13 protein-coding genes are annotated in these 14,259 nt (G+C 35.2%); 3 read left to right on the top strand and 10 right to left on the bottom strand.

Annotation, left to right across the window (positions count from 1 at the left end; translation table 11 throughout):
- Nucleotides 1-10 precede the first annotated feature (10 nt).
- From LCF45_RS01265 to LCF45_RS01255, 3 genes are all read right to left on the bottom strand, one after another.
- The gene (locus LCF45_RS01265; RefSeq protein WP_002091399.1) at nucleotides 11-967 is read right to left on the bottom strand and encodes an ABC transporter permease; all 957 of its coding nucleotides are present in this window, start codon (nucleotides 965-967) and stop codon (nucleotides 11-13) included.
- Between the two features lie 103 nt (nucleotides 968-1,070).
- On the bottom strand, nucleotides 1,071-2,798 hold the full coding sequence (locus LCF45_RS01260; protein ID WP_002169302.1) for an ABC transporter substrate-binding protein: 1,728 nt from the start codon (nucleotides 2,796-2,798) through the stop codon (nucleotides 1,071-1,073).
- Nucleotides 2,799-3,041: 243 nt separating this feature from the next.
- Nucleotides 3,042-4,745, bottom strand: coding sequence for an ABC transporter substrate-binding protein (locus LCF45_RS01255; protein WP_002124791.1), 1,704 nt, complete (start codon nucleotides 4,743-4,745; stop codon nucleotides 3,042-3,044).
- 233 nt (nucleotides 4,746-4,978) lie between these two features.
- Here LCF45_RS01255 and LCF45_RS01250 point away from each other — a divergent pair, with 233 nt between their 5' ends.
- Nucleotides 4,979-5,176, top strand: a complete 198-nt coding sequence (locus LCF45_RS01250) for a hypothetical protein (protein WP_002115459.1) — start codon at nucleotides 4,979-4,981, stop codon at nucleotides 5,174-5,176.
- A 15-nt stretch (nucleotides 5,177-5,191) separates the two neighbouring features.
- On the opposite strand, the gene LCF45_RS01245 is transcribed toward LCF45_RS01250, so the two are convergent.
- From LCF45_RS01245 to LCF45_RS27000, 7 genes are all read right to left on the bottom strand, one after another.
- On the bottom strand, nucleotides 5,192-6,337 hold the full coding sequence (locus tag LCF45_RS01245; RefSeq protein WP_002169304.1) for an ABC transporter permease: 1,146 nt from the start codon (nucleotides 6,335-6,337) through the stop codon (nucleotides 5,192-5,194).
- An 11-nt stretch (nucleotides 6,338-6,348) separates the two neighbouring features.
- Complete coding sequence (locus LCF45_RS01240; protein ID WP_002124787.1) at nucleotides 6,349-7,545, bottom strand: ABC transporter permease; 1,197 nt, start codon at nucleotides 7,543-7,545, stop codon at nucleotides 6,349-6,351.
- Nucleotides 7,546-7,560: 15 nt separating this feature from the next.
- Nucleotides 7,561-8,493: an ABC transporter ATP-binding protein gene (locus LCF45_RS01235; protein WP_000960163.1), complete on the bottom strand. Its 933-nt coding sequence runs from the start codon at nucleotides 8,491-8,493 to the stop codon at nucleotides 7,561-7,563.
- Nucleotides 8,494-8,631: 138 nt separating this feature from the next.
- Nucleotides 8,632-9,288 (bottom strand): response regulator, encoded by a 657-nt coding sequence (locus LCF45_RS01230; RefSeq protein WP_000619338.1) that lies wholly within the window; start codon nucleotides 9,286-9,288, stop codon nucleotides 8,632-8,634.
- Nucleotides 9,285-10,478 (bottom strand): sensor histidine kinase, encoded by a 1,194-nt coding sequence (locus LCF45_RS01225; RefSeq protein WP_000902013.1) that lies wholly within the window; start codon nucleotides 10,476-10,478, stop codon nucleotides 9,285-9,287. The genes LCF45_RS01230 and LCF45_RS01225 overlap by 4 nt, the downstream gene beginning before the upstream one ends.
- 153 nt (nucleotides 10,479-10,631) lie before the next feature.
- Nucleotides 10,632-12,518: a ribosomal protection-like ABC-F family protein gene (gene abc-f / locus LCF45_RS01220; protein ID WP_002124786.1), complete on the bottom strand. Its 1,887-nt coding sequence runs from the start codon at nucleotides 12,516-12,518 to the stop codon at nucleotides 10,632-10,634.
- 124 nt (nucleotides 12,519-12,642) lie between these two features.
- Nucleotides 12,643-12,777 (bottom strand): RAxF-45 family protein, encoded by a 135-nt coding sequence (locus tag LCF45_RS27000; RefSeq protein WP_000650295.1) that lies wholly within the window; start codon nucleotides 12,775-12,777, stop codon nucleotides 12,643-12,645.
- Between the two features lie 420 nt (nucleotides 12,778-13,197).
- Here LCF45_RS27000 and LCF45_RS01215 point away from each other — a divergent pair, with 420 nt between their 5' ends.
- Nucleotides 13,198-13,326 carry a hypothetical protein gene (locus tag LCF45_RS01215; RefSeq protein ID WP_002029408.1) on the top strand — a complete coding sequence of 43 codons (129 nt, stop codon included), beginning with the start codon at nucleotides 13,198-13,200 and terminating at the stop codon, nucleotides 13,324-13,326.
- Nucleotides 13,327-13,459: 133 nt separating this feature from the next.
- Nucleotides 13,460-14,254 carry a DUF4931 domain-containing protein gene (locus LCF45_RS01210; protein ID WP_078206734.1) on the top strand — a complete coding sequence of 265 codons (795 nt, stop codon included), beginning with the start codon at nucleotides 13,460-13,462 and terminating at the stop codon, nucleotides 14,252-14,254.
- Nucleotides 14,255-14,259: the final 5 nt, after the last annotated feature.

The raw sequence follows: 14,259 nt of genomic DNA, 5'->3' as shown, positions 1-14,259 counted from the left end.
TTTCCCCCCCTTACTTCAACCGAATACGTGGATCAACAACTGCATATACAATATCCGCTAAAAAGTTTGAAACAATTGTCAAACACGAAAGAAACATCGTAAATGCCATTAATACCGTATAATCACGAAAATTAAGTGCTTCTAATTGAATATTACCGATACCTGGCCAGTTGAAAATTTGTTCTATAATAATTGCCCCTGAAAACAACCCTGGTAATTCAAATGCAAGCAATGTAATAGCCGGCAAAATTGCATTTTTTAATGCATGTTTATAAATAACGGTCTTCTCCTTTAAACCTTTTGCTCTAGCCGTTCGAATGTAATCTTGCCGTACAACCTCTAACATACTCGTTCTAAAATAACGAGTTAATGAGCCAACTCCAAGAAGAGTTAAAATAAATACGGGTAAAACCATATGCTTTGCAACTTCTATTCCGTAAGCAAGCCCAGTTGAATTACTCCCAACATCAATCATCCCGCCTATCGGTAACAGCTTAAAGTCAACCGCAAACACTTTAATTAAAAACAAACCGATAAAGAATGAAGGAAATGACATCGCTGCAAATACACCAATTGTTACAAGCTTATCGAATAAAGAATGTTGCTTTGTCGCTGAAAATACACCGATAATAAGTGCAATTAGCCAAATAAAGAACAATGCAATAATCGCAACAATAAACGAATTCCATATAAATTTATTTAATAATGACGTTACAGATTCTTGATATTGAAGAGAAAAACCAAAGTCCCCCTGCAATGCATTACCTAGCCAGTGAAAATATCGCTCAACAATTGGTTTATTCAATCCATACAATTCCCTAAGTTCAGCTGCTCTTTCCGGTGTAATCTTCGGGTTTGAATCAATATAATCTCCTGGAAGAAGTGCGAACAGGAAGAAGATAATAATCGATGTCCCCAACAGTGTAGGAATCATTTGTAACAGCCTACGAATGATATATGTTTTCACCCTTTTTCTCTCCAATCTTATGCTTAAAATAGAAGAACATTTTTTCAAAGCGGCACACTACTTGCCGAATGAAAAAATGTCTTCTACTTATACATTCTTCTCGTTATTTTTCGATAGATAGAGCTGGTAAGTTTGCACTAATACTATTGTATTTTTCAGGGTCAATTCCTTTTATATTCCCGTTATAACCAGTAATTGTTCTACGATAGTTTAATAGAATTACTGGTGGATCATCACTTAATTCTTTATACAGTTCTTTATAGATTGGTTTACGTTTTTCAATATCTACCGTTTCAATACCCTTTTGAATTAACTCATCTACTTTTGTATTTTTATAACCAAGACTCTTCTCATTGACACCCGACAAATATTCACCAGCTGTTTCACTCGGATCACTTGTAATTGGTGTCGAAACAGAAGCTAAATCATAATCACCTTTGTTTACCTTCGAAAGCATAGTATTAAAGTCCATAAATTCAGGGTTAAATTCTACACCTATTTCTTTATAATTCTCTTTTGCAATCGGAATTAATAAATCGCTATCTTTAGCCGAACTTGGGCCGAAATAAGAAAGCTTTAATTTTTGACCATCCTTTTCACGAATTCCATCCGAACCAACTTTCCATCCTGCTTCATCTAATAATTTTTTCGCTTTTTCTTTGTCGTATTCATATTTATTAACTCCTTCTTCCGTATAAGCCCAAGAAGTTGGATGAATTGGTACATTAGCTACCGTACCGTATCCTTTCAATGCTGTATCAACATATTTTTTACGATCTAATCCGTAAATAAGTGCTTGACGAACCTTTTTATCCTTTAAGTACGGCTTATTATTATTCATATAAATATAGCTAAATGACGCTGCTGTTTCGATTTGGATATTTGCAAATTCTAAAGCCTTAGCCTGTTCAAGAACTTCGTCACCAGTACCTAGGCCAGTGTAGTCAACCTCACCTGTTTGGAATAATTGAAGCTTCGTATCACCAGAAGTAATTTTATAAATGAAGTTTGGAATTTTTGGTTTACCCGCATAATAATTTTCATTTGCTACAAATCGCACTTCTTGCCCTGGGATATACTTTTCAAATTTATATGGACCCGCAGCTATCGGTTTTTCATATAACGCTTTTAAGTAATCTAAGCTTGTATTTTGTTTGTAATCTTTTCCATAATAAGCTTTTGATAATACCTCTCCACCTAAGGCTGTTAGTGCCTGTGAATTAACTTTTTTAGTTGTAATTTTAATTGTCTGTGGATCAACAACTTGAATTCCTTCAATAGAAGTTGCTTTTCCTTCTTTATATTCTTTACCACCTTTAACAGCATATTGAGAAATGTCTTTGTCACCCTCATATGCCTTATCATGTAAAAGCGTCAATGTGAACGCTACATCATCTGCTGTTAATGGTGAACCATCGCTAAATTTCAAATCTTTACGTAAATGGAATGTATATGTTAACTGATCAGAGGAAATATCCCACTTCTCAGCTAATTCTGGAGTTGGTTTTCCTTGTTTATCTGTAGATACAAGGGATGCAAAAATAACTGAAGTGACGTTTCCATCCCAACCATTTTGTTGGAAATATGGTAAAAATACGCCGCCTGGTTTACTAATGCCAACTACTAACGTATCTTTTCTATTCTTCGCTTTATCTGGTACTTTCGTCTTATCTGTCGCAGCAATATTTTCAACTTTTATATTTTTTAAATCTTGCTGTTTTACTGGTTCTGTAGAAGCCGTATCCTCCTGTCCCCCACAAGCAGATAACACAAGCGAACTACTCAGTAATACCGAAAATACACCAGCCCATTTTTTTGTCTTTTTCTTCATTGTCCCCACCCTAACTTTTTTTTAATAATTACACCTTATGAACTGCTTGCCTAATGTATGCCTCCCACAGCAACATTTTATAGCCAATCGGAAAAGTCGGTTTTGGTTATAAAAAAATAGTTGTTTTTGAGGGGTAACAATCTTATTCCGACCTTTCCGGTAGACTTTATAGTTATTAGCTTATATCTTTCAGTATATTTTGTCAATTATTTCTATATAAATATTTCGATAATTCTTTCGAAATTATTGAGCAATATTCAATTTAGGTAAACTTAACAAAATACCATTATAATTATCTTCTTGTAATCCTTGAATTCGTGCATTATGTGCAGACACGACTTTACTATTGTTTAAGAAAATAACAGGTGGATCTTCACTTAACTCTTGATATAGTTTTTTATAGATTTCTTTTCGTTTTTCAATATCCAATGTTTCTAATGCCTGCTTAGCTAATTCATCTACTTTCGGATTATGATATCCATCATAATTACGCTTACTTGTCGAAACAAACTCCTCAATTGTTCCGCTCGGATCATCAATCATCGGTGTGGAGACCATCGCTAAATCATAATCTCCTTTAATTACCTTGGAAATCATCGTATTAAAGTCCATGTATTCAGGATTGAAATCTACCCCAATCTTTTTATAATCCTCCTTCATAACGGGGATCATCACATCATTGATTTTACTTGCAGAAGAAGCAAAATAACTTACCTTCAATTTTTGGCCATCTTTTTCACGAATACCATCTGATCCAGCTTTCCACCCAGCTTCATCGAGCAATTTCTTCGCCTTTTCTAAATTATATTCGTATTTATTGATTCCTTCTTCTGTATACGCCCACGAAACTGGTGTAATTGGTACATTAACGAGTGAAGCGTATCCTTGGAAATATGTATCAATGACCTTTTGACGCTCTAATCCATAAATAAACGCTTGGCGTACACGTTTATCTTTAAAGTATGACTTCTTATAATTCATTTTAATGTAACCGTATGAACTTCCCGTATACACATTAACATTAGCAAAGCCTAACTCTTTTAATTGTTCAATCGTCTCCGCATTTGTCGTGAAGCCATCATAATCTACTTCGCCCGCTTGAAATTGTTGCAGCTTCGTATCACCTTTTGTAATTTTATAAATAAAGTGCTCAATCTTCGGTTTACCTTCAAAATAATTTTCATTTGCTACAAAACGAACCTCTTGACCTGGAATATATTTATCTAGTTTATAAGCTCCTGCTCCCATCGGTTTTCCATATAACTCTTTTAAATACTCTAAATTCCCTTGCTTATATTCTTTACCGTAATAAGCTTTTGATATAACTTCTCCACCAATTAACGATAATGTTTGGGCATTTACCTTTTCAGTTGTAATCGTAATTGTTTTCGGATCGATGACTTGAATCCCCTCAATAGATGTAGCCTTTCCTTCTTTATATGCTTGCCCACCCTTTATTGCTGTTTGGCTTATGTCCGTTGCACCACTATAAGTTGGATCATGTAGTAAAGTTAATGTAAATGCTACGTCATCCGCTGTTAACGGTGAACTATCACTAAACTTTAAATCATCTTTCAAATGAAACGTATATGTAAGCTGATCCTCCGAAATATCCCATTTCTTCGCTAGAATTGGAATTGGTTTCCCCTCCTTATCCAATCCAACGAGAGGAGCAAAGATAGCTTGTGTTATATTACCATCCCACCCATTTTCCATAAAATGCGGAAGGAATATCCCGCCAGGGCTCGGCATTCCCACTACAAAGGTATCCTTTCTTTCTTTTGCCTTTGCTGGACTTTTTGCTTTGTCACTCGCTTTAATAAACTCATCTTTTACTTTCGGCATCTTTGTTGCTTCATTTGTACTTGTCTCTTCTTGAGCACATCCTGCTAATAAAACCGATGTACTAAGAAACGTAAAAAGTAACCCTTTAAAAACCTTTCGCATAATTCTCACCCTTACTTTCCTGTTTTTTTATTAAGTGGTAACATAACGCCAATTCTGTAATTATCTTTACTTTACCTATAAAAATAGTATGAATTAATTTCAAGATTATTCCTTTTCACTAGTTATGTCAATCCTTGCTAATTGATGTCTTTCAAAAAATAAAAAACACCTTCTATTACCTAATAGTCCCGCATAGAATAATAACAATTAACTACCAAGAAGGGGGCGAAAATATGGACAACCTATTCCAATATGTCCTGCACTATGTATTATTAACAATCATAATAGTCGGGGCGTTATTACTATTCCCTTTCTTCCCAAAGTTCGTCCTCTTTTTAGCTTTTTTTATTATGCTCGGGATCGCTATTATAATTTCAACAAGGGAAGATACCACACAAAAAGAAAGCAGAGTTCAGCGCGTAAAGCTGTAACTCTGCTTTCTTTTTTCAGTCATAACGTATTCTTGTTAAACCAATTACGAAAAATACTCCTGCAAATAAAATGAGTATACCAATATATCCTCCTATATCAGCTAATGTACCTCCCCTTACAATTAACTCAGTAAAGCCACGCATCGCCCACGTTTGCGGAACAAAATTTGCCGCCGCTTGCATCCATGAAGGCTCAATTTCAATTGGCCAATAAAGACCACCAATCATACACGTTGAAATTACAACGATATTCCCTAGTGCGGACTGCTGTTCTGTTGTTTTCACGATACTTGCCAATAATAAAGCTAGACCAATAACCGCTAATAGCAATACTGAAACGAGTGTAATAACCCCTAATAAATTTCCCCACTGCACATCAAATAATGAATGCGTTAATATCATTAAAACACCAAATTGAATCCACCCTATTAAAAAGAAGGAAAGGATATATCCTGCTAGTATTTGAACTTTTGAAACTGGTGCCCCTAATAAACGAGACCAAACACCAAGTTGTCTAGTTTTCAAAATAGTTCCCGTCGCACTTAACATGACAATCATGACGAATAGAATTGAAAAACCTGCCGCTCGCCCTGTAACGTTATTTAACTTTTGATCATCGTGTAAAATCAATTCTTTTTGAATCGAAACAGGATCTATTTTTGTATAAATTGTTTCATACATCGTTTCCCACGAAGTGTTACTTTTCTTCTCAAAATCTCTTGCTGCACTAACTTCTATCTCCATCTTTTTTAATGCACTTGCTAATACTTGCTCTACAGAAGTTCCACCCGTAAAATCAGCACTGGCTTGAAATTGGATATTTTCTACTTTTCCATCTAGCATACTCTTTTGAAAATCTTTCGGAATGATGATTATACCAGATGCTTTCTTATCTTCGATCCTCTGTGTCCCTTCCCTATACGTTACCTTTTCTATAGAAATTAAATCACTTTTCTTTATTTCCTCATAATACTTGCCAGATAATACAGAACCATCTTTATCTACTAAACTAATATTTACTTTCTCATTCCCACTTCCGCCTAAAAGTCCACCGAATATGAGTGTAAAAATAATAGGCATTCCAAACATGAGTATATAACTTTGTGGCTTAATTAAAATTTGTTTTAATTCTAGCCAACAAAGCGCCCAAACTTTCTTCATCATTTCCCCTCCTATCTCGTACGTAAACGTAACGTTCCAATCATAACGGAGATAATTCCTGCACTACATAAACTTAAAATGACAGGGAATAGCACATCCCAAGATGTTCCCGACATAATATTTAAAAAGCTCGTAAGTGCCCATTTATTCGGAGCAATATTTGCAACTGTTTGAAGTGTATCGGGAAATACGTAAATCGGTAACATTGATCCTCCTAATATAGCTAGTATTTGAATACCGATTCCCCCCATTAAGTCTGCCGTTTTTTCCTCACGAATAAAAGCGGCGATTAACATAGATAAACCAGAAACACAAATTGCATAAGAAATTCCCAACACTACTATTTGAGACACATCTGCGCCCCATTCCACATGAAACATAAAGTGTGTAGCAACTATAAATATTCCAAATTGTATACAGGCAAATAGTAATGTACCTAAAAACTTCCCGAATAAAATTGAAAATGAGCTCGTCGGTGTACTGAACAAACGCGCCAACGTTTCAGTTCGTTGCTCTGTTACAACTGACTTTGCACCTACTGTTATGTTATATAGTAAAAACATGACTAACATTGCTGCTGCATAATATTGCATCGCTGCAACTGTTTTTTTTCCTACCGTTCCTTTTTGGATGTTACCCACACTTGCAGTTGCTATCGTCTGTAGACTTCCACTTACCTCTTTTGCAACTTGTGCTACATCACTCTGCTGAGATTTTGCTAATTCTGTTACAACACTTTTAGTAGATACTGCGACTGTTTGAACACGTTCTGAAAAAGAGCGGATCATTGACTCAGCAATTTTTGCTTGTATATCTTTTGATGGGTCTATAAGCACCTTTGGTTCTTTTAATTTTCCATCTTGTACTTGTTCGCTCCATTTATTTGGGATGGCAATTCCTACATCTATTTTCTTTTCCTTTAACATATCTTCAAGCTCTTCCCGAGAGTTAACTACCTTTACTTTCACATCATCTTTTATTTCTTTAGATTGCAATACATCTTTTTGAAAGACATCTGCAAACTCATCCGTTCCCTCTTGATAATAGCCAATTACTGTTTTCGGTAGTCCACCACTCTCAAATACATTACTTAATGCTGAACCTAAAATGGCCGTTAATACAAGTGGCATAATTAACATCATCATAAATCCGCGCCGATCAATTAAACGGATTTTTAAATCTTTCCATGCAATAATGAAACTTCTCATCTCGTACTAACCCCCTTAATCACGAAGTGAACGTCCTGTTAATTGTAAAAAAAGTGCCTCTAAATTCGGTTCTTTTACTTCCAGTTTTAAAATTTGAGCTTTGTTTTCAACAACTTCTGAAACAACTATGCCAATTGCCTCGCCACCATTTAGTCCAATATCAATCGTGCTACTATCTTCGTCAAAAATAATCCGCTCAACAACAGGTAGTGCCTTCAACTTTTGTAGCAGTTCCGTACTGTAGCGATTTAATTGCAATTTCACCATAAACCCATCTGTTAGACGATTACATAGCTCTCTTTTCGTTCCTAGTGCAATTACCTTTCCATGATCAACGATGGCAATTCGCTCACATAAATACTCAACTTCTTCCATGTAATGACTCGTATAAATGACCGTCATACCTTTTTCATTTAACTTTTTAACAGTCTCTAAAATATGATTTCTCGACTGCGGATCAATCCCGACTGTCGGTTCATCCATAATTAATAACTCTGGTTCGTGCATAAGTGCTGCACCAATATTAATACGCCTTTTCATTCCACCTGAAAATGTTTCAATTTTATCTTTTCCCCGATCCTGTAAACCGACGTAAGCTAACACTTCCTCTGCCCGCTCTTTTGCAACTTTTCCATTTAAACCGTACATCTTTCCCCAGAAGATTAAATTTTCCTTTGCTGAAAGTGTCGGATACAGCGCAATGTCTTGCGGGACAATACCGATTTTCTTTTTCGCTTCTAATGGATACTCTTTTACAGATTTCCCACCAACTTTTATATCACCACTATCGTATGGAATTAACCCGCAAATCATTGATATCGTCGTTGATTTCCCCGCTCCGTTTGGTCCAAGCAATCCAAATGTTTCACCTTTTTTCACTTCAAAAGAAACATTCTTTACGATTTCCTTCTTGCCAAATGATTTCGTAATATGATCTATGACTAACATATTGATTCAGCCCCTTTGTATTCATCTACACTTTCATTGTAGAAAAATTTCTTCTTCTCTCCATCACCCTTAAGATAGAAATACAAAATAAAAAAGCAGCAAATTCTGCTGCTTTTTCACACTTATATATGCCAAAAGTCATGTGTACATCGTGACGCCATACCTTACTGCGTATATTGCTGCTTGTGTTCGATCTCTCAGTTCTAGCTTACTAATCAAATTAGAAACATGATTCTTAACAGTTCCCTCTGTAATAAATAGCTTTTCGGCAATCTCTTTATTATTTAACCCCAGTCCAATTGCTCTTAAAACATCTACTTCTCGCTCAGTTAATTGTTTTAGTTGTTCTGGTGGGTTACACTCTACTGCCACTTTCGTCTTTTTTAATTCCTCTATAATTTGCGCTGTTATATCCTGAGGAAGCACAACCCCGCCACTATGCACCGTTAAAATTGCTTGCGCGATTGCATCTGTCTCCATATCCTTCAATAAATAACCACTCGCTCCTTGCTCTAATGCCTCAAAAATAAGCTCACTATCACTAAAAGTTGTTAACATAAGAACCTTTATATAAGGAAACTTTTCTCTAACTAAACGAGTTCCTTCAACACCATTCATACGAGGCATCCGAATATCCATCAAAATAATTTCAGGCTGTAATTGTTTCACCTTTTGTACGACTTCATCCCCATCACTAGCCGTCCCTACCACTTCCAGTTCCGGACGTAAATTTAATATCATTGCCAATCCATCACGAATCAGTGATTGATCATCAACAATCATAATTCGAATCATAACGCTCCCCCTATTACCCATGTTTTTTCTCGGAGTGGAAATTCGATTTTTAGGCGAAAACCTTTTTCTATTTCACTCTCAAATTGAATGATTCCACCATGCTCCTCTACACGTTCTTTCATATTAAGTAAGCCAAATCCAGGGCTTACTTCATTGACTCCCATACCATTATCCAAAATACATAACTTAACTTGTTCCACTGAACAAACTAAACTCACTTCACATAAACTAGCTTTTCCGTGACGTTTTGCATTCGTTAAAGACTCTTGCATAATACGAAGCAACGTAGGCTGTAGTGACAATGGAATCAAAACCGGATCTCCTTGTAATTGAAAAGATACTTGTACTTTCGTCACTTTAGAATATCCATGTAACATTTCACGCATATTCTCTATTATGTTCCCTAGTTTACTTTCCTCTTTTAAGGCATGCACAGAAGCTCTCACTTCTTGAAGTGATTTTCTAGCTAACCCATGGCATGTATGTAAAACCTCTTCTGTAGCGTCCGATTTTTGTTTCCATAAAACCTCCGCCAGTTGTAACTGAACAAGTAATGCCGTCATATTATGACCAACAGTATCATGAATTTCTCGGGCAATATCATTTCTCTCCCGAACAGCTGTCAATTCTTCTACCTCTTTTGCATATAGACGTAATTGCTCATGTGCTTCTTTTAAAGCTGTATGAGATAATGCTAATTCCCCATATTGCTCATCTACCATTTGCCGAGCAGCTGTAAGTTTTTTTATTAAGTTTCCAGCTAAAGCACTGAAAATGATAAACATAAAGTTAATTGCATTACTCTCCAATTCCAGACTCTCTGTATGTTGATACGTATGTAGTATATTTATAAACCAACAAAGAAAGAAAAAAGCGATAAAAAAATAAGTCATCCTTTTACGCCAATCATGAATAAATAATCCTACCGCATCAATTCCAAATATAATTAAATACAAACATGTCTCGGGAAATAAAAACCCTAATAACGCTGTGACAATACCGTTTGTGAGCAAGGTATAAAAAACAAGTTTCCTACTCCCTTTTGCTTTTACAAGCAAAATATGATTCACAATATAAATAAAAAGTGCAATACCGACAAAAATTTGTAAATTTTCTGTTTCACGTGAAACATGATTTGCGTAAACTAAGCAAATCATGACGATTGTAGCAATCCGCGCATATCCTAACATAAAATTCTCCCCACGTTTTAGTGACCTAAAGTTCATTCTATTATCACAGCAGCAAGAAAATTATACCAATTTTTCCGCTTTCATTATACTAAAAAGAGCAAGCCCTCCCCCAAAATATGAGGAAACAACTTGCTCTTTTTCATTCTATTTTCTTTACTCCACAATATTCTCTAACTCATTATATAACTCCGCTCGTAAAAACTCTTTTTTCGTTTTTTCTTCATATAATTGTTCAAGCATTTCAACATCAACTACATTTTCCATTTTACATTCGAGTGCATATATATCTTCTTCTATATGCATTAACTCATTTTCAACTGCCTCTAAATCCCTAGACTTCTTCTTTTTTATAGGCATTACTTCTAACGCTTTATTCCCTTGCTGTTGCTGCTTCTGTTTTACTACCTGTTTCTCAATTCTTTCTTCCCACTTTTGACGAGCCCATGCATAGTTCCCTGCAAACTCAAATAATTTGTGCTCATCAATCCAATATGTCTTTTCAAACAATTTATTTAAGAAATAACGATCATGTGAAACAGCTAAAATCGTCCCATTATATTGTTCAAGGGCCTCCTCTAAAACCTCCCTTGATTCAATATCAAGATGATTCGTCGGTTCATCTAAAATAAGAAAGTTAACATCTTGATACATAAGTTGCGCGAGCCTTAACCTCATTTTTTCTCCACCGCTAAGTTGCGTTACTTTCTTAAAAACAGCTGGACCATAAAATAAGAAACGAGCTAATATATGTCTTGCTTCTCCCTCTGTTACAGCCACGCAATCTCTGAAAGCTTCCAATACATTGTTCTTCATATTCCCGTACGCATGTTGCGATAAATAACCAATTTTCACACTACTACCAATCCGAATTTCTCCAGCATCTTGCTGCATTTCTTTTAGTAATAGTTTTAATAACGTAGTCTTTCCTGTACCATTACGTCCAACGATAGCTGCGCGCTCCTGAAAACGAATATGCAAATTTACTTTCTCGAATAAAGACCGTTCATCAAATCCTTTACTCACTTCTTTCATTACAACAACATCTTTCCCGCTTCTCTCTTGCCCTTCAAACTGAAGTCCCATCTGTTTTCTATCCAAAATGGGTCTCTTTAGTTTCTCTATGCGCTCTAATGCACGTTCCATATTTCTGGCTCTCTTATGCAATCCTTCATTCGGCGGATTCGCTTGATTTGCCCATTCACGTAGACGCTTAATTGCTTCTTTCATTTTCTTTATTTTCTTTTGCTGTTCTTGATACGCTTGAAATTCTTGAAGCAGCCTTTCTTCCTTTTCCTCAACAAACTGTGAATAGTTCGTATGATATACGTGAATTTCTCCATCTTCTAAATCAAAAATTTTCGTTACAACTTCATCAAGGAAATAGCGATCATGCGAAATGACCATAACTGTTCCTGTATATTCTTTTAGAAATTGCTCTAACCACTCGACTGCAAATAAGTCCAAATGATTTGTTGGTTCATCTAACAAAAGTAGATCTGGTTTCTGCAATAGCATATACGCAAGGCTTACTTTTGTTTGTTCTCCACCACTTAACTCCATAAATGATCTTGGAAATAGTTCCGTCACCTGTAGACCATTTGCTACCTTCATAATATTCGCTTCTATTTCATAACCACCGAGAAACGCGTACCTTTCTTGAATTACTCCGTATCTCTCCATCAATTTTTGTAAAGCAGATGATTCCTGTTCTTCCGCCATATTTTTTTCTAAAGCATGCATTTCTATCTCCAACTCTTTTTCCTTTTTAAAAGCGGAGCTTAATACATCATATACATTCATTTCATTATTAAATTTTGGAATTTGTGCTACATGACCGATGCATGTACCTTTCTTCATATGAATGGCTCCTGCATCCAAACTCTCCATTCCTGTTAGAAGCTGAAAGATAGTTGTCTTCCCACTACCGTTACGACCAACTAATCCAATACGTTCTCCATTCTTTATTTCAAGCGATATATTTTCAAATATGATGTTTCCACCAAAAGATTTCTTTACATTATTTACACTACAAATTGTCATTTTCCGTACTCCTTTCAATATAAAAAACCATGGGAAAGAAACATTCCCCATGGTTTTTGTCATAGAAAAAGGAAGCCAAATAGCTCCCTTTTCACACGTTTATCAAAAATGGGTGAAGAGACTTCTATCGTTCAATAGCTACTATGCAATTGTTAAAAAAGGGCATACGTATCCCGTTAACAACTGCATCATGAAAAATCGCACGACAAATATAGATATAATCTAAAAATTTTGCGCGCGTAGCTAAAGAACATTTCATCTCATTCACTCCTTTCGTACGGAATTTAATACTTACTTCTTTATTATACTTCCCCGATTTATGTTTGAATAGTCATTTTTCTGAAAATAATGAAGATAGACTAAACATTTCAATAAGTGACATCAAATCTTACAAAACTGTTATGTTCACGTAATGGAAAGCGATAGTACGAAAAGATGCCTCCCTATACAATAAAGATATAAACAAGAGAGACAAAAACAAGGAGGAAACAATCATGATGAAAGAAATCGTAAAAGCAATCTTTGAGGTATTAGTGAACGGACAAGCAGTTGTAAAAGAACTAAACGAACTATAAAAGGGAGGAAAGAACTATGATGAACATGCTAAAAATGATCTTACATGCTTTAGTTGATGCGAAAGCAGTTAGCCAAGAATTAAACCAACAATAAAAAGGGGTATATGAATATGAAGAAAGCCATTATTGTAATCGCAAGTACAGCAATTGCCTTATACACAATAAAAAATAGAAAAAAGAAACAAAATGAAAATGCTCTATATTATCCATACACACTATTAAAGAAAAAATAAAAGACAAGGTACCCTATTGCAATGAGGATATCTTGTCTTTTATTTTTCTCTATTCCCTTTAAAGGATTTCCTTCTCCTTTTCCCGAATGTATTAAGCGGGATTTTTACATATATTTTAAAGGGGCATATACAAATGGATACACAACAACTATATTTTTTAAACGATATCGGTAAACAAAAACCAGAAAGCATTCGGAACAGAAGCGCTGCATGTCCTTTTTGTGACAGAGAAAATTTAACGGATATTTTAGCAACTGAGGGCTCTATTATTTGGTTAAAAAATAAATTTCCTACATTAAAGGATACCTTTCAAACCGTGCTAATCGAAACAGATAATTGCGAAGACCATATCGCAACATATACAGAAGAACATATGAGAAAACTAATTCGCTTCTCTATTCTCCATTGGTTAAACTTACAGGAAAATGAAGAATTCACTTCTGTGATTTTATACAAAAATCATGGTCCATTTTCAGGCGGAAGTTTGCATCATGCACATATGCAAATTATCGGAATGAAACATGTAGACTATCTTGAAAATATTGAGGAAGCAAATTTCCAAGGGGTAATTGTTCAAAAAAATGAACGCATTGAACTCAATATTTCAGAGCGTCCTATTATCGGCTTTACTGAATTTAATATCATCATTGAAGATATTGCATTTATAGATGAAATGGCCAATTATATTCAGCAAACTGTACGTTACATACTGACAGATTTCCATAAAGGATGTAGTAGTTATAACTTATTCTTCTATTACTTAAACAGGAAAATCATTTGTAAAGTTGTTCCTAGGTTTGTCGTTTCACCGTTGTATGTAGGATATAAAATACCGCAAGTTTCTACAAAACTAGAAGATGTGAAAATACAACTAGCGCAGTATTTCGCGAAAGAAAAGGATGAAATTATTCATAAAAAAACAGAGTAGGTATA

The sequence above is a fragment of the Bacillus sp. 41-22 genome (assembly GCF_025809295.1).
GTDB classification, from domain to species: Bacteria; Bacillota; Bacilli; order Bacillales; family Bacillaceae_G; genus Bacillus_A; species Bacillus_A mycoides.
Note: the sequence above shows the minus strand (reverse complement) of the source record. Positions and strands in the feature narration are given on the sequence as shown.

Bases quoted from the DNA above. Each gene is read 5' to 3' on its own strand.
- LCF45_RS01260 (WP_002169302.1), bottom strand. From the start codon at position 2,798: ATGAAGAAAAAGACAAAAAAATGGGCTGGTGTATTTTCGGTATTACTG.
- LCF45_RS01255 (WP_002124791.1), bottom strand. From the start codon at position 4,745: ATGCGAAAGGTTTTTAAAGGGTTACTTTTTACGTTTCTTAGTACATCG.
- LCF45_RS01250 (WP_002115459.1), top strand. From the start codon at position 4,979: ATGGACAACCTATTCCAATATGTCCTGCACTATGTATTATTAACAATC.
- LCF45_RS01245 (WP_002169304.1), bottom strand. From the start codon at position 6,337: ATGAAGAAAGTTTGGGCGCTTTGTTGGCTAGAATTAAAACAAATTTTA.
- LCF45_RS01240 (WP_002124787.1), bottom strand. From the start codon at position 7,545: ATGAGAAGTTTCATTATTGCATGGAAAGATTTAAAAATCCGTTTAATT.
- LCF45_RS01235 (WP_000960163.1), bottom strand. From the start codon at position 8,493: ATGTTAGTCATAGATCATATTACGAAATCATTTGGCAAGAAGGAAATC.
- LCF45_RS01230 (WP_000619338.1), bottom strand. From the start codon at position 9,288: ATGATTCGAATTATGATTGTTGATGATCAATCACTGATTCGTGATGGA.
- LCF45_RS01225 (WP_000902013.1), bottom strand. From the start codon at position 10,478: ATGTTAGGATATGCGCGGATTGCTACAATCGTCATGATTTGCTTAGTT.
- abc-f (WP_002124786.1), bottom strand. From the start codon at position 12,518: ATGACAATTTGTAGTGTAAATAATGTAAAGAAATCTTTTGGTGGAAAC.
- LCF45_RS27000 (WP_000650295.1), bottom strand. From the start codon at position 12,777: ATGAAATGTTCTTTAGCTACGCGCGCAAAATTTTTAGATTATATCTAT.
- LCF45_RS01215 (WP_002029408.1), top strand. From the start codon at position 13,198: ATGAATATGAAGAAAGCCATTATTGTAATCGCAAGTACAGCAATTGCC.
- LCF45_RS01210 (WP_078206734.1), top strand. From the start codon at position 13,460: ATGGATACACAACAACTATATTTTTTAAACGATATCGGTAAACAAAAA.